This is a genomic window from Corynebacterium sp. CCUG 70398, from assembly GCF_024454055.1.
Classification (GTDB): domain Bacteria; phylum Actinomycetota; class Actinomycetes; order Mycobacteriales; family Mycobacteriaceae; genus Corynebacterium; species Corynebacterium genitalium.
Window position 1 is genome coordinate 59,623 of the sequence record NZ_JAGPYZ010000008.1, and the last position, 25,653, is coordinate 85,275.

General features: G+C 64.4%; 23 protein-coding genes. 3 read left to right on the top strand and 20 right to left on the bottom strand.

Going from position 1 to position 25,653, the window contains the following annotated elements; genetic code table 11:
* Positions 1-64: 64 nt before the first annotated feature.
* Both KBX07_RS09340 and KBX07_RS09345 read right to left on the bottom strand, forming a co-directional pair.
* A complete protein-coding gene (locus KBX07_RS09340) occupies positions 65-2,968 on the bottom strand; it encodes an ATP-dependent Clp protease ATP-binding subunit (RefSeq protein WP_256023900.1) in 2,904 nt (967 codons plus the stop codon).
* A 162-nt stretch (positions 2,969-3,130) separates the two neighbouring features.
* Complete coding sequence (locus KBX07_RS09345) at positions 3,131-3,814, bottom strand: hypothetical protein (RefSeq protein WP_256023902.1); 684 nt, start codon at positions 3,812-3,814, stop codon at positions 3,131-3,133.
* 135 nt (positions 3,815-3,949) lie between these two features.
* Between KBX07_RS09345 and KBX07_RS09350 the strand changes: the two genes are divergently transcribed.
* The 3 genes from KBX07_RS09350 to KBX07_RS09360 all read left to right on the top strand — a co-directional run bounded on the left by KBX07_RS09350 (position 3,950) and on the right by KBX07_RS09360 (position 7,424).
* Positions 3,950-5,191: a hypothetical protein gene (locus tag KBX07_RS09350; RefSeq protein ID WP_256023903.1), complete on the top strand. Its 1,242-nt coding sequence runs from the start codon at positions 3,950-3,952 to the stop codon at positions 5,189-5,191.
* 110 nt (positions 5,192-5,301) lie between these two features.
* Complete coding sequence (locus KBX07_RS09355) at positions 5,302-6,027, top strand: hypothetical protein (RefSeq protein WP_256023905.1); 726 nt, start codon at positions 5,302-5,304, stop codon at positions 6,025-6,027.
* Positions 6,024-7,424, top strand: a complete 1,401-nt coding sequence (locus KBX07_RS09360; RefSeq protein WP_256023907.1) for a serine/threonine-protein kinase — start codon at positions 6,024-6,026, stop codon at positions 7,422-7,424. Before KBX07_RS09355 ends, KBX07_RS09360 begins: the two co-directional genes overlap by 4 nt.
* A 15-nt stretch (positions 7,425-7,439) precedes the next feature.
* Here KBX07_RS09360 and KBX07_RS09365 read toward each other — a convergent pair whose 3' ends face one another.
* From KBX07_RS09365 to dacB, 18 genes are all read right to left on the bottom strand, one after another.
* The gene (locus tag KBX07_RS09365) at positions 7,440-8,828 is read right to left on the bottom strand and encodes a hypothetical protein (protein ID WP_256023909.1); all 1,389 of its coding nucleotides are present in this window, start codon (positions 8,826-8,828) and stop codon (positions 7,440-7,442) included.
* 23 nt (positions 8,829-8,851) lie between these two features.
* Complete coding sequence (locus KBX07_RS09370) at positions 8,852-9,805, bottom strand: hypothetical protein (protein ID WP_256023910.1); 954 nt, start codon at positions 9,803-9,805, stop codon at positions 8,852-8,854.
* A gap of 127 nt (positions 9,806-9,932) precedes the next feature.
* Entirely contained in the window at positions 9,933-10,409 is a 477-nt protein-coding gene (locus KBX07_RS09375) for a TM2 domain-containing protein (RefSeq protein WP_256018967.1), read from the bottom strand.
* An 85-nt stretch (positions 10,410-10,494) separates the two neighbouring features.
* Complete coding sequence (locus KBX07_RS09380; protein WP_256023912.1) at positions 10,495-11,388, bottom strand: hypothetical protein; 894 nt, start codon at positions 11,386-11,388, stop codon at positions 10,495-10,497.
* A gap of 63 nt (positions 11,389-11,451) precedes the next feature.
* The gene (gene lysS / locus KBX07_RS09385) at positions 11,452-12,978 is read right to left on the bottom strand and encodes a lysine--tRNA ligase (RefSeq protein ID WP_255998425.1); all 1,527 of its coding nucleotides are present in this window, start codon (positions 12,976-12,978) and stop codon (positions 11,452-11,454) included.
* A gap of 67 nt (positions 12,979-13,045) precedes the next feature.
* Complete coding sequence (locus KBX07_RS09390) at positions 13,046-14,065, bottom strand: hypothetical protein (protein ID WP_256023913.1); 1,020 nt, start codon at positions 14,063-14,065, stop codon at positions 13,046-13,048.
* Between the two features lie 22 nt (positions 14,066-14,087).
* Entirely contained in the window at positions 14,088-14,879 is a 792-nt protein-coding gene (locus KBX07_RS09395) for a pantoate--beta-alanine ligase (protein ID WP_256023915.1), read from the bottom strand.
* A gap of 34 nt (positions 14,880-14,913) precedes the next feature.
* Positions 14,914-15,606, bottom strand: a complete 693-nt coding sequence (locus KBX07_RS09400; RefSeq protein ID WP_256023917.1) for a hypothetical protein — start codon at positions 15,604-15,606, stop codon at positions 14,914-14,916.
* The gene (locus KBX07_RS09405) at positions 15,606-16,817 is read right to left on the bottom strand and encodes a DUF6779 domain-containing protein (protein WP_256023918.1); all 1,212 of its coding nucleotides are present in this window, start codon (positions 16,815-16,817) and stop codon (positions 15,606-15,608) included. The genes KBX07_RS09400 and KBX07_RS09405 overlap by 1 nt, the downstream gene beginning before the upstream one ends.
* A gap of 10 nt (positions 16,818-16,827) precedes the next feature.
* A complete protein-coding gene (locus KBX07_RS09410; protein ID WP_255995593.1) occupies positions 16,828-17,295 on the bottom strand; it encodes a DUF3180 domain-containing protein in 468 nt (155 codons plus the stop codon).
* A complete protein-coding gene (gene folK / locus KBX07_RS09415; protein ID WP_256023966.1) occupies positions 17,292-17,759 on the bottom strand; it encodes a 2-amino-4-hydroxy-6-hydroxymethyldihydropteridine diphosphokinase in 468 nt (155 codons plus the stop codon). The genes KBX07_RS09410 and folK overlap by 4 nt, the downstream gene beginning before the upstream one ends.
* Positions 17,760-17,764: 5 nt before the next feature.
* Complete coding sequence (gene folB / locus KBX07_RS09420) at positions 17,765-18,205, bottom strand: dihydroneopterin aldolase (protein WP_256023920.1); 441 nt, start codon at positions 18,203-18,205, stop codon at positions 17,765-17,767.
* The gene (folP, locus tag KBX07_RS09425; RefSeq protein ID WP_256023922.1) at positions 18,198-19,094 is read right to left on the bottom strand and encodes a dihydropteroate synthase; all 897 of its coding nucleotides are present in this window, start codon (positions 19,092-19,094) and stop codon (positions 18,198-18,200) included. Before folP ends, folB begins: the two co-directional genes overlap by 8 nt.
* 5 nt (positions 19,095-19,099) lie before the next feature.
* On the bottom strand, positions 19,100-19,702 hold the full coding sequence (gene folE, locus KBX07_RS09430; RefSeq protein ID WP_256023968.1) for a GTP cyclohydrolase I FolE: 603 nt from the start codon (positions 19,700-19,702) through the stop codon (positions 19,100-19,102).
* A gap of 86 nt (positions 19,703-19,788) precedes the next feature.
* Positions 19,789-22,386 carry an ATP-dependent zinc metalloprotease FtsH gene (gene ftsH, locus KBX07_RS09435; RefSeq protein WP_256023923.1) on the bottom strand — a complete coding sequence of 866 codons (2,598 nt, stop codon included), beginning with the start codon at positions 22,384-22,386 and terminating at the stop codon, positions 19,789-19,791.
* Between the two features lie 120 nt (positions 22,387-22,506).
* A complete protein-coding gene (hpt, locus tag KBX07_RS09440; RefSeq protein ID WP_255995598.1) occupies positions 22,507-23,154 on the bottom strand; it encodes a hypoxanthine phosphoribosyltransferase in 648 nt (215 codons plus the stop codon).
* A 63-nt stretch (positions 23,155-23,217) separates the two neighbouring features.
* Positions 23,218-24,171 carry a tRNA lysidine(34) synthetase TilS gene (tilS, locus tag KBX07_RS09445; RefSeq protein ID WP_256023925.1) on the bottom strand — a complete coding sequence of 318 codons (954 nt, stop codon included), beginning with the start codon at positions 24,169-24,171 and terminating at the stop codon, positions 23,218-23,220.
* Between the two features lie 204 nt (positions 24,172-24,375).
* The gene (dacB, locus tag KBX07_RS09450; RefSeq protein ID WP_256023927.1) at positions 24,376-25,641 is read right to left on the bottom strand and encodes a D-alanyl-D-alanine carboxypeptidase/D-alanyl-D-alanine-endopeptidase; all 1,266 of its coding nucleotides are present in this window, start codon (positions 25,639-25,641) and stop codon (positions 24,376-24,378) included.
* Positions 25,642-25,653 lie beyond the last annotated feature (12 nt).

Here is a 25,653-nt window from a genome sequence, read left to right on the forward strand (position 1 = left end):
CTCTCGCGGTGTGAGGGGATGCGCGGGTACTTCGGCTCGGGCTGACGGCCCGACGGCTTAAGGGTTAGGCCTTCTCGCCGTCACCATCGGACAGATCGTCCGGGTCCGGGCCGTCAGTGTTGTCCGGGCCGTCCGTGTGGTCACCGTCATCACTGTCGCGACCGTCACGCGGGCGGTCAAGCAGGGCGGTGCCGGGGGCGCCGTCCTCACCGAAGTTGCTCTCAGAGTCAGCATCGGCGTCAGCGTCAGCCGCAGGGTCCGAGTCCGGGCCGGGCTCGTCGGTCTCATCCGGGTCAACCGGCGTGGTCGCGCGGACCTGGTAGTCCTCCTGGCCGTCCTTCGGAGCGATGTCGCGGACATCATCATCCTCAAGCTCACCGAAGGTGTCCTCCGGCAGCGGCTTCGGCTTCGGGGTGAAGGTGAACTCGGCCGATTCGTAGTCGCGCGGCGAGTCGGTCTTGCCGTCCCAGTTGGTCACACCGACCTCAATGATCTCGCCGGCACCGATCTCGCCGAAGAGGATCTTCTCCGACAGGACATCCTCGATCTCGCGCTGGATGGTGCGGCGCAGCGGGCGCGCACCGAGCACGGGATCGAAACCGCGGGCTGCCAGAAGGTTCTTGGCATCCTCGGACAACTCGATACCCATGTCCTGGGTCTCGAGGTTCTTCGCCAAGCGTCCAGCGAGCAGCTCCACCATCTCGACGATCTGCTCCTGGGTGAGCTGGTGGAAGACCACGATCTCGTCGATACGGTTGAGGAACTCGGGGCGGAAGTGCTTCTTCAGCTCGTCATGAACCTTCTGTTTCATGCGCTCGTACTGGGCATCCGAGTCGGTGGCGCTGGCGCCACTGAAGCCCAGTCCGACAGCCTTGGAGATGTCAGACGTACCCAAGTTGGAGGTGAAGATCAGCACCGTGTTCTTGAAGTCCACGTTGCGGCCCTGGCCGTCGGTGACGTGGCCTTCTTCGAGCACCTGCAGGAGGGTGTTGTAAATCTCCTTGTGGGCTTTCTCGATTTCGTCGAAAAGCACGACGCTGAACGGCTTGCGGCGCACCTTCTCCGTGAGCTGGCCACCCTCTTCGTAACCGACGTATCCCGGAGGCGCACCGAACAGGCGCGATGCGGTGAAGCGGTCGTGGAACTCACCCATGTCCACCTGGATCAGGGAGTCCTCGTCGCCGAAGAGGAACTCGGCGAGCGCCTTGGACAGCTCCGTCTTACCCACACCGGACGGACCGGCGAAGATGAAGGAACCGGACGGACGCTTCGGGTCCTTCAGGCCGGCACGCGTGCGGCGGATAGCGCGGGAGACTGCCTTGACGGCGTCGTCCTGGCCGATGATGCGCTGGTGCAGCTCGTCCTCCATGTGCAAGAGGCGCGAAGACTCGGACTCGGTGAGCTTGAACACGGGGATGCCGGTCCAGTTGGCCAGCACGTCCGCGATCTGCTCCTCGCCGACCTCAGCGATGTCCTCGAGCTCGCCGGCGCGCCACTGTTTTTCCTTCTCAGCACGCTCTTCACCCAGCTTGCGCTCGGTGTCGCGCAGGCCGGCAGCCTTCTCGAAGTCCTGGGCGTCGATAGCCGCTTCCTTCTCGCGGCGCACCTCGGTGATGCGGTCGTCGACATCGCGCAGACCCTTCGGGGCGGTCATGCGCTTGATGCGCATGCGTGCGCCGGCCTCGTCGAGGAGGTCGACAGCCTTGTCCGGCAGGAAACGGTCGTTGATGTAGCGGTCCGACAAGTTCGCAGCTGCGGCGAGCGCGTCGTCGGTGTAGGAGACGCGGTGGTGCGCCTCATAACGATCACGCAGACCCTTGAGGATCTGGATGGTGTTCTCCACCGACGGCTCGTCGACCTGCACCGGCTGGAAACGACGCTCAAGGGCGGCGTCCTTCTCAATGTGCTTGCGGTACTCGTCGAGCGTGGTGGCACCGATGGTCTGCAGCTCACCGCGGGCCAGCTTCGGCTTCAGCAGCGATGCAGCATCAATGGCGCCTTCTGCGGCACCCGCACCGACGAGGGTGTGAATCTCATCGATGAACAGGATGATGTCGCCGCGCTGGTTGATCTCCTTGAGCACCTTCTTCAGGCGCTCCTCGAAGTCACCGCGGTAGCGGGAACCAGCCACGAGGGAGCCCAAATCGAGCGAGTAGACCTGCTTGTCCTTCAGGGTCTCCGGAACCTTGCCGTTGGCGATGTCTAGGGCGAGGCCCTCCACGACGGCGGTCTTACCCACACCCGGCTCACCGATGAGCACCGGATTGTTCTTGGTGCGGCGCGACAGCACCTGCATGATGCGCTCGATCTCCTTGTCGCGTCCGACGACAGGATCGAGCTTGCCTTCCTTGGCAGCGGCGGTGAGGTTGCGGCCGAACTGGTCCAGCACGAGCGAGTTGGAGCGCTCGCCCTGGTTGCCTCCGCGACCGGAGCCCATGCCACCCATGCTGCCGGAGCCAGCACCGGCGCCGGTCAGGCCCGGGCCGCCCTGCTGGCCTTCGGCGATCTCGGGGTTCTGGCCCTCGCCGCCCTCATAACCAGACAGCAGCTGAATGACCTGCTGACGCACGCGCGGCAGATCCGCACCGAGCTTGATCAGCACCTGCGCGGCCACACCTTCACCCTCGCGGATGAGACCGAGGAGCAGGAACTCCGTACCGATGTACTTGTGCCCCATCTGCAGTCCCTCACGCAGGGAGAGCTCCAGTACCTTCTTGGCGCGCGGAGTGAACGGCACGTGGCCGGTGTGTGGCTGGGAGCCGCGGCCGATGATCTCTTCGACCTCACGTCGGACGTCGTCAAGGTTGATGCCCATGGATTCAAGGGCCTTGGCTGCAACGCCCTCGCCCTCTTGGATCAGGCCGAGCAGAATGTGCTCAGTACCAATGTAGTTGTGGTTCAGGTCGCGTGCTTCCTGCTGGGCCAGCACGATCACGCGCCGTGCACGGTCTGTAAACCGCTCGAACATGTGGCAACCCCTTTATGGCTAAAGACAGCTAATTTTTGTTCCACCCACCATAACGCGCAGGTGCGAAACCCCTTCCCTGCTTGCAGTCTCATTCCGCCACGGAGACACAAAAGTCCAGCTCACAGTAGTGTTCGCCAGTAGCGAACAGCCCTCGATTGCCTTTTAGCAGGGATCCAGGGCGAGACGGTCTTCATCGACGTCGACATAGGCGTTGGCGGGGAAGTTTCCGTTGACAAGCGGCCGCGCATTCCCGCCGTACCGCGACTTCGCGTCGCACACCCCGGATTTGTTGGCGCCGTAATCGAGGTAGACGGGATAGATGTCGTACCCGTGGACGCGCGGGCGTAACGACGCACAGTGGCCCGGCGTGGTGAATTCCGCCCCGCTCGGCGCGGACGCGAGCGCGTCGGCGAGACGCTGGCTGGGGTCGCCTAATGACGGATCCGCAACGATCGAGTCGATGATGAGAATGTACCGGCCGTCGCAGTTCGGCTGGGACGCGCGCGTTCCACCAGCCGTGGTGATGTAGTTCCCACCGTCATCGCTCGGCTCGTTGGCCGCAGAAGAGCTGGACGATGGGGACTTCGTTTCCGTCTCCTCCTCTGTCTCTTCGGTTTCACTTCCACGGTCTTTCTTCTCGGTAGCTTCCTTCTTCTCTTCGTTCGCGGACTCAGTCTGCGTGGGCGCCACTGTTGTGAATGCCACTTCGTCTTCAGTTGAGACATCGCCAGAGCATCCGGCCAGACCGGTAGCCAGCGCGAGAATCCCGCACGCCGCAGCAGCGCGGACAGTGCGAACTCCACGGGTAGCGGGCACATTCTGACGGGAACGCATAGAGGTCATCATGGCTCATACCTTATTCCCGCAATCGAGCAGTGTGGGTGAGGCGTGGACCAGTCCCCAGTTTTGCTGTGAGTGAACTGCCAGCAAGCTTAAAGTCTGGATGTACGCTGAATTGAGCACGACAGACAGGATTTTCACATGACTGGCCCTCACGGTGATTGGCAGCCGACTCCGAACTCGGGCGGCAGCTACAACTGGCAACTTCCTCAGCAGCCTCAACAAACCCAGCAAGTCCAGCAACCCCAACAAGCCTGGCAACCCCAACAAGCCTGGCAACCCCAACAAGCCTGGCAACCCCAACAAGCCTGGCCGTCTCAGCCACAACCGGCGCCGGATGGAGGCCCCGCCTCCAAGCGCACCGGAATATCCCCGATTGCGAAGGGGCTCCTCGCTGTACTGGCAGCCATTGCAGTGGCGTTGGCGGGGTTGTGGATTTTCCAGTCCACCCGCTCGGAGCCCATCGGCCCGCTGGGGTGGAGCAACGAGACACTGATGTCCAAGCTCAATAGCGGCATCATCACCGACTGCGCCGTGGGGCAGGATTTCTACGACTCGGTGGGTGTCCATGACGTCACGCGAGATGCGGGTCGGTGCACCGGGTTCATCACGACAGCGGACGGCAGCAGGGTGAAAGCGGAGATCGGAACGACCGATTATCCGTCGGGGGATACCACCGCACCGTCCGATGAAGCCCTTATGAGCTGGGAGGAAACTGCCGACCCGGAAGCGGCGCTTGCTGAGGATGTCTTCTCTTTGGCCAGCTACACCCAGTCCGGAATGCGGTGCACCATGACTACGAGCAGTAGCATGCTCAAGTCTTTGGAGCTGTCCGTCGCTGGCCCATGCGAGGCGCTGTACCCGATGGCGCGGCAGTTCCAGAACTTGCAGACTCAGTTCGACGCAGCGCGGGAAGACCGCGGACTGTTCGATTTCTCCAGCCCGGAGTTCCTCGATGTCGAACCCGCCACGCCAACGGTGCGGGCGGCGCTGTATGCAGAGGAGGACTCGGAACTCAGTGAGTTCGGTGAGGAACTGCCGGTCGACGACGATCAATTCGACAGCTCCTACAGCATCACGGATGCCACAGTGGAGCTCTCCGAAGACGAGGGAGAGATCTGCGTTGAAAGCACTTTCCACTTGCATGAGCAACTTGACAGCACCGCGACAGAGTTCGCCATGCCCATGGAACCCGTGGCACTGTTTCCCAACGGCCAACTGGTCGTGCTGCAGAACCAGGATTCAGGCTATGTCCGCTTGGCGGAAGGTGACTCGATCGACGAGAAATTCTGTGGCACGTTTCAACCGGAAATGCTCGACTCCGAGGTGTTGATCATCTCGGTCGATGCGCTGAGCTACGCCTCGTTGAAGATCGAGAAATAGCTGTTCCTCACTAGCCCGCCGGTTACGATGAGGCGCCAATCAAGGTCGTCTAACGAACGCTTGCTCCAGGCGCGCGCGATACAGTCACCAGATAAGGTGTCCGTTATCGCGTGAAAGGAGTCTGGCTCGTGCTGCCGAAGGGGCATTTGCTTATCGACGACCTTGTCGGCCACGCCATTTCCCTCTCCCCCGACCGCGAACTCACACTCGGCCGGGCCGCGGCATTCCCCGTCGGTGAGGATGACCCCGCTATGCACCGCCGTTTCCTGCACATCTGGAACACCGGTGGTGCGTGGATGATCAAGAACACCGGCTCTTTCATCACCGCCCGGATCATTGCGCGCGGCAGCAACCGGTTCAGTCCCCAACGCTTGGCACCTGGGGCGACATTGCCGCTGCCGCCGGGTGAGGTGTCGTTGACGTTCGACACGAAGAACATGGCCTATGAGATCGCTCTGGTCAACGCTGCTGCTGGTCGCAGCCCGGACCTTGGCCCGGTTCCTGACGCACCGTTCACAGCCGAGCAGTTCGAGCCGTCCTATGAGCAGCAGCGCCTCCTTTTTGCCCTGGCTGAACCGCTGTGGAAGGACCCTTCCGCGGAACCGCACCTAGTCGTGCCCAGCAACGAGGAGCTCGCCGCGGAGTTGGGGTGGACCCCAAAGCAGACCAACCAGCGCATGCAGCGCATCGTCGAGGCTCTTGAGCGCGCCGGTGTGCCCGAGTTCCGCCGCGGCCCCACACAGGTGCCGCGCCGCATCCAACTGGCGCAGTACGCCTCCGAGCACTTCACCCAGCCCGACGCGCATGACGTTCGCCAGAAAGACGTGCGCCGGTGACCGCAGCCGAATACCCGCTGAACTCCGCGGAGTACAACAGGTTCGTCGTCGAACTCGCAGGCCTCGGTTACGAGATCGAGAGCATGATCGGCCGCGGCGGCATGGGCACGGTCTTCCGCGCCCGCCAGCGCCACTTGGACCGCACTGTGGCAGTCAAGGCCATGTCGCGCGACCTCATCGCCGATCCCACCGCCCGGATGCGTTTCGATTCAGAGATGCGCACCATGGCCGCCTTGAAGCACCCCGCTATCGTGCGTGTCGAGTACGGCGCGATCACTGCCTCCGGCATCCCTTTCTTCGTGATGGAGTTCATCGAGGGACAGTCGCTGGACAAGGCGCTCGCTTCTCGACGGGGCCGTGGGTGCGGGGTGGCGGCGACCGTCGATAAGCTCGCGCCGATTGCTCGTGCGCTGGACTTTCTGCACTCTGAGCGCAAGCCCATCGTCCACCGCGATGTGAAACCCGCGAACATCATGATGTCTCCGGATGGGGCGGTGCTGACGGACTTCGGGATTTCCTACATCGCCGATGACACGCGGTTGACGCAGGAAGGCACGATTATCGGGACTGACGCGTACCTCGCGCCGGAACTGTTCTCCGCGGGCGCGTTCCGCAACGGGTCGGCGCCGCAGCCGACCCCGGCAAGTGATAACTACGCTTTCGCGCTCATCGCACTGGAAATGATTTCCGGGGTCACCCTGCGCTCAACCATGTCCGGACAGGCGTGGCGCGGGTCCCGCGATCTGGGGGCGCTGCGCGACGTGCCGGCCGCCGACGTTTTCGCCCGTGCCCTGTCGAACAACCCTGGTGAGCGGTACGATTCCGCGTCAGAATTCCTCCGCGCGCTAGCGAAATCGGGCGGCCGTGGCTTGACCAAAACCATGCAAACGGCGGCGGAGCGCGCTGCTTACGATCCAACCAAGCGCACAAACCGCGTGGCGCGCGCCATTGCGGCGCTAGCGCTGGTGCTGGTTGTCGGAGGGGCCGGTACGGCTGTGTGGTTCCAGACCCAGCGCTCCTGGAGTAGTGCGGACCGCGTGCTTGTCGACGCCTTCCCCGGCCTTTTGCCCAGCCACAACAATGCGGCAGGATGGCGCGGCACCAAGTGCGCTAGCGCGCAGCCCGATGAGGGCCAGCAAGCCAAGATCGTCTGCCGAGGCGACGACCTGGTGTACGTCATCGCGGACTTTGGCACGTCGGAAAACCGCGAGCGGTTCACCCCCTCCGACGACATGGGAGCGTTCGAAGCTGGCTCTTGCCGGATGCGCACCGGCAGTTTGACGGGCAGCGACGGCACATTCGTGGTGGTGCCGTCGGCACCTCGCGACTTCGCAGCGGTCGTGCTCAATGGAGCGGACGCCGATGACGCCCGCTTCCACATCCCTATCTGCCGCTAATCCTGCAACCCTGCGCTAGCAGAGGTTCAGGTATGCGCGATCTTCCTTCGCCGACTCGCCGTAGATGACGCCGAGGAAGGACGCCTTGTCGCCCTGCGGCGCCTGGTAGAAGGCGGGCGGTTCCTCATCGGGCATCTGGTGGGAGTGGATCTGGCAAGAGCCGTCGCGTTCGAGCACATCAAAGTCGGAGTCCGGGAGCGCGGCGTCGCGGTCCTCTGGGGAGTCGTACTGGATGAGCGACACCCCGAGCTCGCTGTCGGCGCAGCGGATCCGCGCCTTCTGGTCGCCCTCTGGTTCGACCGACTGGCAGGTCAGACCGCGCCAGCCCTTTCCGCCATCCTTCTCGGAGACGATGTCCGGGTACGCCTCGGCGATCTCGGCCTCGGGGCCGGACCACGGCTCACCTTTGCCGTTGTTGGTCCACCACCAGTAGCCACCGGCACCAGCTGCGGCGAGAAGCAACAGGCCGGCAAGCGCGAGCGCAATGCCTTTGCCGGGGCCATTTTTCTTCGGCTGCTGCTCCTCTGCCTCGTATTGAGGCTCGTATGTAGCGTCGTAGTCAGAGTCGGATTCCCAGTCGGAGCTGGTGTACGCGAGAGTGCTGCCGCCGCCCTTCTGCACTTCGGGTGCAGTCGTGGACTCATTGGGCACAGCCGCCCACGACGTTGTGGGAACTTCAGTTTGCGCGGCATCACGGCCCCAGTTGTCTCCCTCGGCTGCGTCAGGGGTCGGTTCAGACTGCGCAGTTGCCTGCCACTCTGGGAAGAGATGACGGTTGAGGTAGTCGGCAGCACTCTCGCTTTCAGCGAGCAGCGTGCGGTCCACCGGCGCACCCATCAATTCACCGACGAAGACGGCGAGCTTCTCGCGGTTCTCTTTTGCACTCACGTCACCGTCATCGACCACCGGGCCGACCTGCGCGAGCTTGATCTGGCCGTCGCTCTGCTGGAGCATGTTGTCAGGATCCAGCGCCCGGGACACCCACGATGCTTTACCGGAAGAGTTGAAGGTGTCCACCGCGTCGGCCACGGGACCGAGAAGTGCTGCGACTTCTTCGCGGCTGTAGGGGTTGCCCCACTGCATCCGGTTGGCCACCACCTGCGGCATCGGCGTGCCCTCGGCGACATCGCGGACGACGTAGAGCTTGTTGTCGCTCGTCAGCCCGATGTCGCGCAGCGTCACCACCGCTTGGTGGGAGTTCCACTGTGCAAACGCAGCAAGGTCTGCAACGTCCTCGCGTTGGAACTCCGGTACCTCCTCTTGAGATACCTCAACCTCGGCACGATTCGTCCCCCACGAGTTCTGCACCCGGTAGATCTCCGCACCGCCGATTTCGATCGGATCACCCACGGGCGCGAGCGCGTACCGTTCCTTCAACAGTTGCTCGAAAGACTGGTCAGTCATGTGTCACCTCGACCGGGTAGGACTTAGAAGTCCAGGTAGTAGTCGCCGATATCCGTGTGATCGATCCCGAGCAGCTTCGGCTTTCCGTCGATGATGCCGAACAGCAGGATGCCACCCGTGGCGGTCCCGTCCTTGTTGTCGACAGCGACAAAGTACATTTCGCTCATGCCTTCGCGTTCAAGTTCTGCCCTGTAGGCGTCTTCGTCGTAGTAGGACAAGATCTCCGCGAACTCGGTGCCCGGTGTCACTCGCCCTGCACGGGGATCGCGTGCGTCGAACTCGTTATCCACGCCTGAGTAGTCGTCGCCAATCTCGAGGGAATCCTTCATGTCGGAACGGTAATCCGGCGCCGCGTTCTCCACCAGCCACTGCTCGGTCTCAGCATCGGTGCGCATGTTGAGGAACTCGTTCGCTTTCGAGCGCACCTTCCGCTCTTCAGAGAAACCCCACGAGCCCAGGGCAATCAGGCCCCACACCAGCAGCATCGTAAGCACCGTCAGCAGCGCGGTTGCGGCAACAATGCTTTTCGACGACCGGTTGAACTCCGACCGCGTCCGCGTCACAACCGGATTGAACTTCTCGGAGAAGTTCTGCTTCGCGGCCGACACATTGGCGAACTTGCCTTGCTCCGGCTGACCCGGCTGCCCGGGTTGGCCTGCCCCGTACTGCGGCTGCCCCGGCTGTGCAGTCGGAGCGGCCTGTCCCGCCTGTCCAGCACCACCGGTCGTGTCGAGAGCCGCGAGTTCGCGGAGTGCAGCAACGTCGATGTCCGGCGCGGTCGGGTCGTCGAGACGCTGATCGTACATAGCGCGACGCTGCGGGTCGCCGAGAATGCTGCGTGCGATCTTCAGTTCCTCGATGCCGCCAGGGTTAGTTGCGACGCCGGATGCGATGCGCTGATCCAACTCAGCAGCCAAGGACGCAGCGTCCTTCGAGCGGTCAGAACCGACCGCGTTGTACAGGTTGTAGTGGGGCATGACAGCAATCACCTTTCTCGGTCACGGGATCAACAGTTCTCATCGTATTCAATGCCGACTCCATGCTCAGCCGAAGGAGGGGATCACTCCCCACACTTCGGTAAGTGTGACCCTGCCGACATGCCCCCTACTCCAAGGGCACACCATTACCGTCGCGGTCGTAGCCCGCCGCGCCAGTGAGGACCAAGATCATTTCCACCAACGGCCAGATCGCTAACGCAATGCCCATAGGGATAGCTACGACGAGCCCGATGATCGTGATCGCGAAGAAGAAGGTCGCGGCAAGAAGGACCAGTTTTGCTACTCCTCGGCCCGTCTGCCCCATGTAGAAGTTTCCGATCCCGAACTCCCCGAGAAAGAAGAACAACAGAGCAGCGATGACCTTGTTCTTCGGCTTAACGGCGTACGGATACGGCTGAGCCATGTACGGTGCCGGCGGATGATACGCCGGCTGGACGTAATGCTCCTGCGCATACGGTTCGGAGAAATATTGCGGGGATTGACCGTAACCGTAGCTCTCGTAACCCGGGTGAGCGCCCGTGACAGGCAGGCCATCACGATCATACTGCTGGCCATAGGGGTAGCCGTTCCACATGGAGCTCATGGGGAGAACCTTTCTTGAATCGCTGACCGTTTGAAAGTGACTACTTGCGACAATATCCCATCTCGGGAACGCCCACCGGCACGCTCTAGCAGGGATCGAGAGCAAGACGGGCTTCGTCGACCGATTGGTTGTTGCCCGAGGCGAAGTCGCCGTCGATAAGCGGGCGGACGTTACCGCCGTACCGTGACTTCGCTGAGCACGCCGCGGACTTGTCTTTCCCGAAATCCAGGTAGACGGGATAAATGTCATGGCCGTCAACCTGCTTGCGCAAGGAATCGCACTGGCCGGGCACGGTGAACTCCTTGCCCTCCTCACCGTCGGGCCCGACGAAAGCGACAGCTTCGGTCAGCCGCTGGCGAGTGTCGCCGAGCGACGGATCGTCGACGATCGAATCCAGGATCAGGATGTAGCGACCATCGCACTTCGGATAGGAGACCGGGAAGATAGCTTCCCCGAGGCCAACCGACGTGATGTACTCGGCATGGTCGGCGGGGACAGCGTCGTTATCGAACGTGGTGCCGGTGGCGCAGTTGTACATGTGGGACCGAACCTTCGGACCGATGCCCAGCCTGTCCACAGTTGACTGGTCGTAGCAACCCGACAACAACGCATTCTGAAGCTGACCGTCTTCCGGGATCACCTTCCATCCCCCGTTCTCCCAGATGATCGGGACCAGGTAATCGCTGGACTTGTGGGCAACAAACGCAAAGTCGCCCTCGCACTCGAGGATTGTCCACCCCAGCGCGTTTCCTTCACCGAGATCTCGCTCGAGCGCGGCCTCAGTACACTCCGGTGCAGACTCTTTGGAATTCTCTTGGGTAGCGGAAATGTCTTCCTCTTCCGCGGCTTCCTCAGTGGTGGAGGGTGACACGGTTGAGAATCCCGGCTCTTCCTCCCCCTCTTTGGAGCAGCCGACAACAGTGACGGCGAGCAGAAGGGCACCGCACACGGCGGCCACGGAGCGGGTCAATGAGCGCATGGGCTCAGACTAACCCGGTTCTCCCTGCAAAGAGGTGCTTTTCGGCGCGAGCCGCGAGGTGGTTTAAGCCTCGGGGCGCACCATCGGGAACAGGACGGTCTCACGGATGCCCAAACCGGTCAGGGCCATGAGGAGACGGTCGATACCCATGCCGGTGCCGGCGGTCGGCGGCATGCCCTGCTCCATGGCGGCGAGGAAGTCCTCGTCGAGAACCATGGCTTCGTCGTCACCGTCGGCGGCCAGGCGGGCCTGGTCCTCGAAACGCTCGCGCTGGATCACCGGGTCGACCAGCTCGGAATAGCCGGTAGCCAGCTCGAAGCCGCGGACGTAGAGGTCCCACTTCTCGGTCACGCGCGGTTTCTCGCGGTGGTCGCGGGTCAGCGGGGAGGTCTCGACCGGGAAGTTGATCACAAAGGTCGGCTCATACAGCTGGTCGGAGCACAGCTCCTCCCAGATCTCCTCGACGAGCTTGCCGTGGCCCCAGCCCGCGTTCTCCGGAACCTTCAGGCCAATCGCGGCGGCGATGCCCTTGAGCTCATCGACGGTGGAGTCGATCGTCACCTCCGGCTGACCCGGGAACTTCCGCGCCAGCGCCTCATTCAGGGACGGGTACATCTCCAGGACTTTCCAGTCGCCGCCGAGGTCGTAGGAGGTGCCGTCGGCAAGCGTCACCGTCGTTGAGCCGAAGACTTCCTGCGCGCAGAACTGCACGGCGCCCTTGATGGTCTCCGCCCCATCTTTGTAGGTGCCCCACGCTTGGTAGGTCTCCATCATGGTGAACTCCGGCGAGTGCGAGCTATCCACGCCCTCGTTGCGGAAGTTGCGATTGATCTCGAAGACGCGATCAATGCCGCCGACCACACAGCGCTTCAGGTACAACTCCGGCGCGATGCGCAGGTACAGGTCGATGTCCAGGGCGTTGGAGTGCGTCTCGAACGGACGCGCAGCGGCACCACCGTGCAGAGTCTGCAGCATCGGGGTCTCCACCTCAACGAAGTCCAGGCCCGTGAGGTACTTACGCAGCGCAGCGATCACCTTGATGCGGGTCAGCGCGTTCTTGCGCGCATCGTCACGCATGATCAGATCGGTGTAGCGGTAACGCACGCGCTGCTCTTCATTCATGTCGGCGAAAGCGACCGGCAGCGGGCGCAGCGCCTTCGACGCCATGTGCCAGCTGCTCGCCATCACAGACAGCTCACCGCGTTTCGACGCAATGACCCGGCCCCGCACGGAGACAATATCACCCAGGTCGGTATCGGCCTTCCAGTTCGCCAGCGACTCCTCGCCGACCTCCGCCAGAGAGAGCATGACCTGGAGTTGGGTGCCGTCACCTTCCTGCAGCGTCGCAAAGCACAGCTTGCCGGTGTTGCGCTGGAACATGATGCGGCCTGCGACCGCAACCTCATCCTGCGTCTCCTCACCCGGCTCCAGCGCGAGCTCCCCCTCAGCGGTGGAGTACTTCGCACGCAGGTCCTTCAGCGACGTCGTGCGGTCGACAACGACCGGGTACGGCTCATGCCCCTGTGCAAGGAGCTTCTCACGCTTCGCGCGGCGGATCTGTTGCTGCTCTGAAAGGTCCTGGGTAGTCACGCTCTCCTACCGTAGTCGTTTACATGAAACTAGTAGTAGTCAGGCAACGTCCAGAATCAGCGCTCAGTCACTCGCGGGTCTTATCGCACATATTGAGGTGGAGGCGCTTGTTCTCTGCGTCCTCACCGTTGACCACGAGGAGAAACTGGCCATCCTGCCCCTGCGGCGCGAGGACATAAGCCGGCGGGCTTTGACCCGCGCGTTCGTACGAGTGCACTTCGCACTCACCCTGGGTGAGAACGACCGGATCCGCATCCGGAAGCATCCCGTCACGAGCCTCCACCGTGCCGTAGTCCATGACGCTCACGCCGAGCTGCTTGTCGGCGCAGCGGATCCGGGCGTCCTGGCCCTCCTCCGGTTCCTTGGACGTGCACCGCATCCCCAACCAGCCGCGCTGGCCGTTCTCCTCCCCGATGATGCGCGGGAACGCGTCAGCGATGACCTGGTCCTCCGGCTCCCAGGGCTCACTCTGGTTGTTCCAGAACCACCAACCGCCGGCACCCAGCGCGCCGAGCAACAGGAGAACACCCAGGATTACCGGCACTGTTTTTCCGCGGCGGGGCTTGTCAGCGCCCTGCACCTGCGGCGGGTAATACCCCGGCGGCGGGCCCGGATACTGTGCCGGATATGACTGGACCGGGTACTGCTGCACAGGGCTGACTGCCTCAGCATTCGGGTCTGTGTCCGGGTAGTACTGCTTCGGCTTGGGTTTGACCTCCGTCTTAGGCTCCTCATCGGCTGAGGCCTGCGGCGCTTCAGGCTCCGCCGCCGGGGCCGGTGCGACGGGGATGCTGGTGGTTGCAGTCTCGTCCGCCGCCTCGCCAGCCTCGGCCGGGCCGAAATCGATATTGGCCAGTTCGCGCAGGGAGGCGACGTCGATGGTCGGCGCGGTCGGGTCGTCCAAACGTGCGTCGTACAACGCTCGGCGGCGTTCGTCACCCAGGATTTTCTGGGCTACCTGCAGCTCATCACGCTGGGCGGGGCTGATGTTACTGTCCGCAAGCCGCCAGTCGATCGTCGCGGCGAGACCCGCAGCATCGCGGTCGCGGTCCAACCCGAGGGATGAATAGAAATCATGGTGGGGCATGCATTAAACATACCCCGGCGTTTTACGCGTCAAGGTTTCTAAAACCCACTCCGACCGGCACACCGACGTTGTCGATCAAGCGCACCCCACCCACGGTCGCAGCGACGAGCAGGCGGGCATCCCCAACACTTGGCGCTGGGCCGAACGCGAGCGACCGCAGCTCCACATATTCCGGGGTCACACCGCCAGCCTCGAGCACTCCCGACACCGTCTGCAGGATCCGCTCCGGCCCGTCTTCGGCGACATGCGCACCGGCGGTCAACGCAGCGCCAATGGCAAGGGCCGCGTCCTGGGATTCCGGTGCGACATGCTCGTTACGCAGTGACATGGCGATGCCGCCGCTGGCACGAACCGTCGGCAAGCTATGCAGCTGGACCTCCATGCGCAGCGCGGTGACTGCGTGCTGGAGCGCGACGAGCTCCTCGAAATCCTTCTCCCCGACCACCACATCCGTCGCGTGCGTGGCGTTCATCGCAGCGACAGTGCGCGTGACGGCACCAGCGATCGCGTCCGGGTCCTCGAGATGGTCCAGTTGCGGCGTGATGCGCACCGCCGGATCGAAGCTGCCGTGAAAGACCACGTCCACCCCCTCGCGGGCGAAGTCTGCGGGAACCTCCGCGCCGGAGTAGGTGACTATGACCATGCTGCCCAGCAGCGACTTCGCGGCGCGAATCAGGGAAATGTGGCCGGCGTGAATGCCCTCCCCCAACGGGACGAGCGTGACGCGCTTGCCCGTCTTGCGGAACGCGCGGCCGTAGGTGGCCAGCCGCGCTGGATCGGTGACAACAGTGGCTGTGCCCGGCGTGAACGTCATGGGACCCAAGCGTACGGGCCAGCGGATGCCGGGCCTACATCGGGCGTTTGCCCAGCGCCCACAACTCTTGGTCCGCAAGCTTGTTGCGCGAGGCGTAGCGGCGCTCTAACGCGGCGTACAAGGTCGCAATATCCGTGCTTTCAATCGCGCCGTAAATCGACTCGAGCTCTTCGACGTCGATCGTGTCTGCCATGGGCTCATCCTCTGGGCCCCAGAACTCGACCGCGTCCGGCTCGATCGCGCGAATGTTGCGGCGCAGGATGTTGTAGGCATCCATGTTCACCTCGTAGGACAGCGCCCGCATCCGCTCGGCGGCCTTGATCGCCGGGCGCTGGCGGTCCTCAATCAGTGTCACGTTGCCGCCGATTTCACTGATGAGCAGGTTGACCACGGATTCGCCGACTTCATCCGCCGCCGAGGTCACCCAGTAGTTCTTCCACACCCGGTGCGCCGCCATGACAATCGCGCCGTTGACTTCGAACGGATCGAGCGCCTGCACCCCGGTCTCCACCGCGGTGTGCAGCACCATCTGACCTTTGCGGATCCGCTGCGACATCCCCTCCGCAAGCACCGGAATGGCCCACCAGACTTGCTCGATGACGATGAGGTCGAACGGCTCCAGCGACTCCCCACCGGTAATCGGAGTGGTCCGGTGCCCGACACGAGCCAACTCATCGGCCAGGTCAGTCTTGCCCATATACCCGACGTGCAGGCGCGGTGCTGGCATTACTGGCCCCTGCTGCGCGCGAGCAGCTCAGCGACGGTCAGCGATCCATCGCCGCGCTCGTCTGCGCGGCGACGTCCGCGCGGTTCATCTCGTTCGCTGCGGGTCTCTGCGGCGGCACGTTCTTCCGCTTCTCGACGTTCACGAGCCTCCATCTCAGCCCGCTGCGCCTCCTGCGCCCGCGCCGCTTCCTCACGCTGGCGGCGTTCCAGCTCCTCGCGGTGGCGACGTTGCTCTTCTTCCCGCTGGCGGCGCTGGGCCTCCTCGAGCTGGCGGCGCTGCTCCGCCTCGTGTTGACGCTGTGCTTCTTCGCGCTGGCGGCGCTGCTCTTCTTCCCGCTGGCGCTGCTCGCGGGCTGCGCGCTCGCGGCGCTCAGCCTCAGCCTTTTCTTGCGCCTCGCGCGCAGCCTGCTCGCGCTCGATCTCTTCCTGACGCTCGCGGATCAGGTCGGTCAGCGGATTGCGGCCCTCCGGAGCGCGGTGCGATCCGACGCGGCCGGCGACAGCATCCGAGGACGGCGCGCCGAACAGAGAGGAGGAGCCGGGGCCAGTCTGGCGCGCGGTCGCGCGCGGCGGTTCAGGCTGCTCCTGGACGCGGACCGGCTCGATGCGGGAGGTGTCATCCTCTGCACCCGGGCCCTGCCAGCGGCGGGACGGCGTCTGCTGTGCTGACTGCGGGTGCTGCTGCGTTGGGCGCTGCTGCTGTGCGTGAGCCCGCGGCGGTTGCTGCTGCGCCTCGGAGCGGACAACGTGACTGGTGCGTGACTCGATCTCGCGGACGCGCCGCGCTTCGGCTTGGAGGGCAGCCGGCTCGTAGCCGAATTCCCGGCCGGAGAGGTCCTCAAGCTGTGCCCGCAGGTTCGCTAGCTCCTCGCGGATCTCGCGCAAGATCTCCGCATCGGCGGTGGTAGGCGGGAGGCCTTCGGCGGCACGGGCGGCTTCATTGCGGGCGTTGAGGGCGTCGATTTCGGCGGCGTGCTCGCGACGCTCAGCGTCGAGAAGCGCTTGGGCAGCGTCGCGGTCGTGTCGCGTGCGGGTGACCAGCAAGAAACCGAGGATTGCGGCCCATAGGGCGGCGAGCAGGGCGACCTGGAGCCAGACGGAGGAATCGCTGATCAGCATGATCACAGTCGCAACCAGTGCCAATGCGATGAGGAGCATCATCCACAGATTGCCCCCGTCGCGCGATCGGGTCCGTCGTGCCTGTTCAGTCATGCCCTTTACCTTAACCCGCACCTTCACCCTCATTAGGTGGCGACACTTCGCAGGAACGCTCAAGAATAACACCAGCAACGCTTAAGAAAACTGCGCCTGCGAGTCCCGCGAGCACCCCGGGCGCGTCTGCCTCTGCCGCAGCAAGCATATTTATCCGCGGCACCACCCATAATGTGATACCCAAAAACCAGCCGCCCAGTACCGCACCTGCCCAGGCGCCGGACTTCCCAATCACCAGGAAGTTAGCCACCATCATTGGGTTGAGTTGGGAGCGGTCCAAGCCCACGCGGCCCTCATCACGCCGGCGGCGCACCATCACCGCCAGGAAGACGCAGAGCGCGCCGACCGCCCACAACGGCAACGCCCACACGATGGACACTGTCTGCCATGAGCCGTAGAAGCGACGCACCAGGATCAGCGCGGCCGCGGCGAAGAACCCCGCGGTTCCGATGAGAGCTGCGATGTCGGTGCGTTTCACGGCTCCACCTTCCGCACCTCGGCGACCTCCGCGGGGGCGAGCGCAGCCAGATGCTTATCGACGTCCCCGCCGACCTCCCTCCACGGCACCAACGCAAAGGCTCTTTCGAAAGCGCGGGGATGCGGCACGGTCAGCGTCTCGGTGTCGCGGGTGATCGGGGCGCCGGTGTCGTCGAAAAGCGCAATGATGTCCACGTCGAGCGTGCGCGGACCCCAGCGGACGTCGCGCACGCGGCCCGCTTTGCGTTCGAGGCGCTGGCAGCGGGCGAGCAGCTCTTCGGGCGACTCCTCGACCTCAACGATGAGCACTTGGTTGAGGAAGTCCTGCTGCTCCACCCCACCCCACGGCGGAGTGCGGTAGAGGCTCGAGGCCTCCACGAGTTCAGCGGCGAAGTCCTCGGCCACCTTGGCCAGGTGCGCGCGCGAATTCCCCATGTTGGACCCGGTGGAAATGACAGCGCGCATCACGGTCAGGCCTCCTCGGTGCCTGCGTGTCCAGGCGCGCCGGGGGTGCTGGGGCGCACCATCGTTGGCATGGACGCGGCGGTCTTGCGGGAGCGGCGGGAGGTGACGGCGACGTCGTCAAGCGCAACGCCCACAGGCGCATGCGGCTTGTGCACAGTGACCTCGATGGCGTGGAGCTGGGTGAACTCGGCGAGCGCGGCGTCGGCGATCTCGGTAGCGACGGTCTCGATGAGCTGGCGCGGGGTGCCGCCCGCAATGTCTAAGGCCAGCTGCGCCAGCGCGGCGTAGTTGACGGTCTGTGTCAGATCATCCCCGGCTGCAGCGGCCGCGAAGTCGAGCCAGCAGGTGATGTCGACGGTGAACGGCTGGCCGAACTCCGTCTCATGCGGCAAGACACCGTGGTTCGCGTGGACCTGGATGCCGGTCAGTTGAATGCGGTCAGCCAATGCTACCTCCTGGGGTGTTCTGCGTGCTGGCGTAGTCTGCGCCGAGGCGCCATGCGGCGGCGACGTCGACCGCGTCACGCGACACATCGACTTCGTGCACCCGGACGCCCCATGCACCCAGGTGCGCGCTGATCGCCGTCACCGCGCTCGTCGCGGGATCCGCCAGGCCCGGGTTCGCTTCCAAGCCGCGGTTGGCCCGGACTTCCATGAGGAAGCGCTTGCGGGAGGCGCCGACGAGGATCGGCAGGTCCCCTGCGATGAGTTCCGGCAGCGCCTGGAGCAGAGCCCAGTTGTCGGCGGCGGTTTTCGCGAAGCCCAGGCCCGGGTCCAGCACGATCTGCGAGCGGTCCACACCCGCGTCGACCGCGTTGTCAGTCAGGCGCTTCAGGGTGTCGCGCACGTCGGCCACCACGTCTCCGCCGTGATCAGCCGCACCGGCCGCGTTGCCGAACTCACCGCCATTCAGGGTCCGCCAGTGCATGAGGCACACCGGCAAGCCGGTCTCCGCCATGACGCGGTACATGTCAGGGTCGGCCAGGCCGCCGGAGACATCGTTGATCATGTCTACGCCAGCTTCGGCTGCGGCAAGCGCCGTCGACGCGCGCATCGTGTCCACCGACGTGCGGATTCCCTCCGCGTGCAGCGCCGCGATGACCGGCTTCACGCGCTCGGCTTCGAGGTCAGCCTCCACGCGGGTGGCACCCGGGCGGGTCGATTCGGCACCGACATCGATCATGTCCGCCCCCTGTGCCACCAGGTCCTTCGCGTGCGCGATGGCGGCGTCGCGGTCCAGCCACTTGCCGCCGTCCGAAAAGCTGTCCTCGGTGACGTTGAGGATTCCCATGACCATCGTCCGGCCCGGGGTGGTCAGCTCCTTCACCGTGGTCATGCTTTTTACCCCCTGATCAGGCTCAACACTTCAGCCCGCGATGCGGCATTACGCTTGAAACCGCCGCGCACAGCCGAGGTCGTCGTCGTTGCGCCCGGCTTGCGAATACCACGCATGGCCATGCACAGGTGCTCGCATTCAATCACGACAATCACGGATTGCGCCTGCAGCTTATCGACAAGTGCATCCGCAATCTGACTAGTCAACCTCTCCTGCACCTGCGGACGCTTCGCGTACATATCCGCCAACCGCGCTAGCTTGGACAAACCGGTGACATGACCGTCACTGCCGGGGATGTAGCCGATGTGCGCCACGCCGTAGAACGGCACCAGGTGGTGCTCGCAGGTGGAGTAGATCGGCACATCACGCACCAGGACGAGCTCCTCGTGGTTCTCCGCGAACGTCTTGTCCAGGACCTCCGTCGGGTCGACGTGCAGCCCAGCAAAGACCTCTTCGTAGGCGCGGGCGACTCGGGCCGGGGTGTCCACGAGACCTTCGCGGTCCGGGTCCTCCCCCACCGCGAGCAGCAGTTCGCGCACAGCGGCTTCGGTGCGCTCGCGGTCGAACGCGGGGCGCCCGCTGCCATCCCCGGTGCCGGGCTCGACGATCGGTTCCACTTCTTCATCGCCGGCCAACAGGCCAGGATTGACGATGTCGTCGATGTTGTCGACGTTGTCTTCAGGCTTGGTCACTGTCACTCCTCCGGCTTCAGGGGTCGGGAGTTGCCCGGGTCAGCGTCTGGGCGTGGCAACTGCTGGGTCGGATCAGAATCCTCCGACGTCGGCTCAGCCACGCCAGAGGCGTCCTGGCTCGGCGCCGATTCTTCACCCGGTGCATCCTTCTTGTCGTCCCACTGGTGGTCCGGCTGCTCATTTTCCGGGAGACGGAAACCGATCAGCTCCTGCTGCGGCGGCTGGCCCTGCGGGTGCGCGGGGTAAGCGTTCGTTCCCGGGTGCTGCGGCTGCGGCTGACCCTGCGGTGCAGGCTGCGCAGCGCCGAACTGCTCAGTCGGCTGGTTCGGCAGAGTCTGCGGCTGTGGCTGGGGTGCCGGCTGCACAGGTGGGACCGGCTGGCCGGGCTGACCAGGCTGGCCAGTGCGTCCGTCGCCGGCGTAGGACCAGTCAGCCGGGGGCTGGGGACCGTCGTAACGCGGGCGGGGTCCCTCGCCGCCGGGGTACGGTGCGGAACCGTTCGGGCCTGCACCATTCTGGCCGTCCTGGTTCTGGCCGCGACGCCAGCGGGAGGATCCACCCTGGTTGTAACGCTTGTTGTAGTCCTGGTCCAACTCAGCCTTGCGCTGCGCCTGTCGGCGTTCGCGTGCCTGCTGGGAAGCCTCGAGCAAGGAGAACTTCTTCGGCGGTTCCTCGCCGCGTTCCTTGGCCAGCTCCACCGGGGTCTTCACCGGTTCATAACCGGCCTGGCGGGTAAAGCGCGAGTCCACGATGGGCAGGTCCGCATCCTGCGGATCGATCCCGTCGAGAATGGCTTCCAAGTCGCCGCGGCGCAGGGTTTCCTTCTCCAGCAGCTTCGAGGCCAGCGTATCCAAGTAGTCGCGGTGCTCCGCGAGGATGGAGTAGGCGCGGGCGTGTGCGACGTCGATAAGCTCACGCACCTCGCGGTCAATGGACTCCGCAACCGCCGGCGAATAGTCCAGCGAGCCGCCGCCCATCGCGCGCGCGAACGGATCGCCGTCCTCGTCGCCGTACTTCACGGTGCCGAGAGTGGAGCTCATGCCGTACTCCATGACCATCGCGCGGGCGATCTTCGTGGCCTGCTCAATGTCGGCCGACGCGCCGGTAGTGGGCTCGCCGAAGACGAGCTCCTCGGCGGCACGGCCACCCATGGCGAAGACGAGGCGGGCATAAAGCTCGTCACGGTTGTACATGCCCTTGTCGTCTTCGGCGGCCGTCATGGCGTGGCCGCCGGTGCGGCCGCGGGCCAGGATGGTCACCTTGTAGACGCGCTCGATGTCCTTGAGCGCCCACGCGGCGAGCGTGTGGCCACCCTCGTGGTAGGCAGTGACCTTCTTCTCCTTCTCGGAGATGATCTTCGACGAACGGCGGGGGCCACCGACGACACGGTCGGACGCTTCCTCGAGAGCGTCGGCAGTGATCACGTTGCCGCCGATGCGGGCGGTGAGCAGAGCGGCCTCATTGAGGACGTTGGACAGGTCCGCACCGGACATGCCGGCGGTGCGCTTCGCTAAGGAACCCAAGTCGACATCGGGGCCGAGCGGCTTGTTCTTCGCGTGAACTTCGAGGATTTTCTTGCGGCCGGCTAAGTCCGGGTTGGTCACCGGGATCTGGCGGTCGAAACGGCCCGGGCGCAGCAGCGCCGGGTCGAGAATGTCGGGCCGGTTCGTCGCGGCAATGAGGATGACGCCTTCGCGGTCACCGAAGCCGTCCATCTCCACGAGCAACTGGTTGAGGGTCTGCTCACGCTCGTCGTGACCGCCGCCGGTGCCGGAGCCGCGCTGACGGCCGACGGCATCAATCTCGTCGACGAAGATGATGCACGGCGAGTTCTCGCGAGCTTGCTTGAACAGGTCGCGCACACGGGAAGCACCGACACCGACGAACATTTCCACGAAGTCCGAACCGGAGATGGAGTAGAACGGCACCCCAGCCTCACCTGCGACAGCGCGCGCCAACAGCGTCTTACCGGTGCCGGGCGGGCCGTAGAGCAGCACACCGCGCGGGATCTTCGCGCCCAGCTTCTCGTAGATCTCCGGGTCCTGGAGGAAGTCCTTGATCTCCTGTAGCTCGTCGACAGCCTCGTCCGCGCCGGCGACATCGGCGAACGTGTTCGTCGGCATGTCCTTGGTCAGCTGCTTGGCGCGCGAGCCACCGATGCCGAACATGCCGCCACCCGCCTGCATGCGGTACATGAAGAACATGATCAAGCCGAAGATGAGCAGCATCGGCAACATGAAGCCCAACATCGACAGCAGGAAGGAATCCTGCGTCACGTTGGTGGTGTAGGTCTCCGTCTCCGACTCGCGTACCGCGTTGAAGATGTCCGGAGTCGTGCGCGCCGGGTACTGCGCCTGCACAGACTCAATGCCTTCGCGCTCCTCGACGGTGATGGGTTCGCGCAGGTCCAGGCGAACACGCTGCTCACGGTCATCGATCTGAGCTTCTTCGACGTTATTGTCCGCCAATTGCTGCAGCGCGATGGAGGTATCTACCTCGACGTAGTTGCGAGACTGATCACCGATCAAGGTGGTCAGGTACAGCAGAATCAGCAGGACGGCACCGATGATGCCGTAACGCACGACCAGTTTGTTATTCATCTAGCCCTTTTGCTTGGTGGGGAGGGGGTGAATGGTTTCTAGCTATTACACCCTACTCACGGGCTGGACATTAAATTCCCGGGCGGAACGTTCGCTCACAGCGTCGCCGTGAACGACCGGTCAGATCTCGACAGATTCCGGGCCTTCTTCACGCGCAGGAACCGGTTCTTCGCCCACATCCGAGTAGACCCGCGGGTGCAACGTGCCGATGTACGGCAAATCGCGGTAGCGCTCCGCATAGTCCAAGCCGTAACCGATGACGAATTCATTGGGGATGTCGAACCCGACGTCGAAAAGCTCTACTTGCGCACTCTGCACCTCAGGCTTGCGCAGCAGCGTGACCACCCTCAAGCTCTTCGGCTGGCGGCCCTTCAAGTTCTTCATCAGCCACGACAGGGTCAGACCGGAGTCGATGATGTCCTCCACGACCAGCACGTCGCGGCCGGAGATCTCTTTGTCCAGGTCCTTCATAATGCGCACCACGCCCGAGCTGGTGGTCGAGTTGCCATACGAGGACACGGCCATGAACTCCACCTGCGCCGGAATCGACAGCGCACGGGCGAAGTCGGTGAGGAAGTAGACCGCGCCTTTGAGCACGCACACGAGGATGAGGTCATCGTCGGCGTCCCGGTACAGCTCGGAAACTTTGTCCGCCATTTCCTGGATGCGGTGCTGCAGCTCCTCCTCCGGGATGAGCACTGCCTCCACGTCGTTGCCGTAACGGTGGTCCGAGACGTTGAAGTCCTTCTTGTCGTGCAAGTCAGCCATGTGCGCTATTGTGCCAAAACTCTGGGCGAACGACCCACTATTAGGCGGGAGAAAGTTGGCTAGCTACTCAACGTACAGCCGCCCGTTCGCCCGCCCCACCCGCGCGCCGGCGACATCGACAGGCCCTTGCCCGCGCCACTCAACGCACAGCCTATCGACGCTTCCTACCTGCCCCCCACCCAACTCAACCCCGTAAGTCCGTAGCCACGCCCTGATGCGGCGCTGCCGAATCGGAGCGGGGTCGGCGGCGAGTTCAGCACAGTCGTTCGTCGGGCTGAGGTCGTACGCTTCGTCGACAAGCGCGTTGTCAGCGACGATCCGCTCTGCCGTTTTGGCCAGCGGTGCCGCGGCGTCCCCGCCGATGAGGTCACTGAGGGCGGGGATGATGGACTTTCGGACGGCTACTCGCCGATAAGCGGTGTCGTCGTTCATCGGGTCGTGCCACGGCTGCAGCCCCAGTTCGTCGCAGGCACCGGCGGTATCCGCTCGTCTGATTTGAAGGAACGGCCGCACGAGACGGCCTCCGGCTGCTTCTGTCACCGCCGGCATCCCCGCAGGGTTTCCGCGCAGAGCACCGAGGAGCAGGGTTTCGGCCTGGTCGTCGAGAGTGTGGGCAACCCACACGTCGCTGCCGTCCGCTGCTGCCTCAGCAAATAACGCCTGGTAACGAGCCTCACGCGCAGCGGCTTCGACGCTTTCCCCCGGCGCAGTCTCCACCTCGACCCGCGCAATTGTGGCCGGGACACCGAGCTTTTCCGCTTTCGCCCGCGCCTGCTCCGCCACGCTTGCCGTCCCCTCCTGCAACCCGTGATCCACCACCACCGCCCGCACATCGCAGCCTTCCGCCGCCGCAGCAGCGACCAACGCCAAGGAGTCCGGCCCGCCAGAGAGGCCGATGATGGCGGGGTGCGCAGCGTCGGTGTGAGGTCTCGCGGCATCGGTGTGAAGGCGCACAGCGCGCCGGCACGCGAGGAAGTGCGGTGAGACCCGCGGCCAAAACGGTTCAACCGGTGGCATCAGGCCGCCCCCGAACCCGATTGACTAGAAACAAACGACTGGAATGTTCCTTTTGGGCTCATATTTCCGGCATTCTAGTCACCTGTTTCTAGCTAACCGGGATTTTGAGGGGCGCGGAACGGCACGTAGCCGAAGGCCCGCCCCAGCGCGGCCCACACCGCCGCCCCCGCGCGCCCCGCGCCGCCCCGGCCCTGCGGCGCCCGGCTAGTACTCCCGCAGGGTGGAAGCGAACTGGTCGAGGGCGGCGCGGGCAGCCAGGAGTTCGGAGTCGTTACTGATCATCGCGAAGGTGTACACGTTGCCCGCTTTGGAGGTGACGGTGCCCACCAGCGCGGACGTCCCTGTCAGCGTTCCGGTTTTGGCGTGGACCCAGCCGCGACCGGAGAGGTCGCCGTACCTGTCGATAAGCGTGCCGTCACCGCCGGCGACAGCCAAGGTGGTTAGCAGGTCGCGCAGTTCGTTGGTGGAGGTGGCGCGCACCATGACGTCGTCAAGCAAGCGCGGAGGGATGAGGTCAAAGCGCGACAGACCCGACGAGTCCGCGAGCGTGACTCCATTGATGTTGAAGCCGTGCTCTGTGAGCGCATCGAGCGTGGCCTGCGGCGATGTACCTCCGCGTGCGCGGGCGATTTCTCGGCCGATCGCTTCCGCCATGACGTTGTCGGAGTCCTTCATCATGTCGCGCAGACGCTCGGTCAGCGGCGGCGACTCGACCGTGGCCACGACTTCGCCGTCCGCTGGCGCGGGACCGAAACCGACGGTCTCCGCCCCCACGCGGTCGGCGATGCTTTGCGCGAGGTCGAGCGCTGGCGTGTGCGTGCGCGGCACGTCACCAACCGGCTCACCGAGACGCCCGCCGTGCACCATGATCGGCTCCATCGGCGCGATGTAACCGCCGTCGATGTCCTCCGGGTCCCAGCCCGGCATGAACGTCTCCTCGGGCCAAATGCTCTTGTCCACGTACACGGCGGATGCGGAGCCGACCTTCGCCGCGAGTTCATCTACGTCGCTCGGCGTGAGCCACACGTCGCCCGCGGCCTTTACCGTCACGGCATCGCCTTTGCGCAGCACCTGCGTGCTCACAGTCGCGTCAGGCTCCAGCGTGTACAGCGCAGCGGCCGCGGTGAGCAGCTTCGTCGCGCTCGCGGGCTGCAGCGGCTCGCCCGCGCGCTGCTCGAAAACGGTCTCCCCCGTCAGGCCGTCGCTGATGCGCACATGCAGCGTCCCCAGCGCGGGATTCGCGGCTTGCGCCGCGAGCTTATCGACGAGCTCCGCCCCATCAACCCCCTCCGGCGATGCCTCCTGCACTGCGAGCGGAGCAGGCTGCGCCATGCTGTAGGCCGGCGCGTGGGTGAGATCCCCCAGCTCGTGCTGCACCCACACACCGGTGCCGGCCACTCCGACGACGGCCGCCAGCGCTGCCGCGCCGACGGCCCACGGCCATTTCTTGTGCTTCTTGTCGCTGCCCATCAGAGACTGATG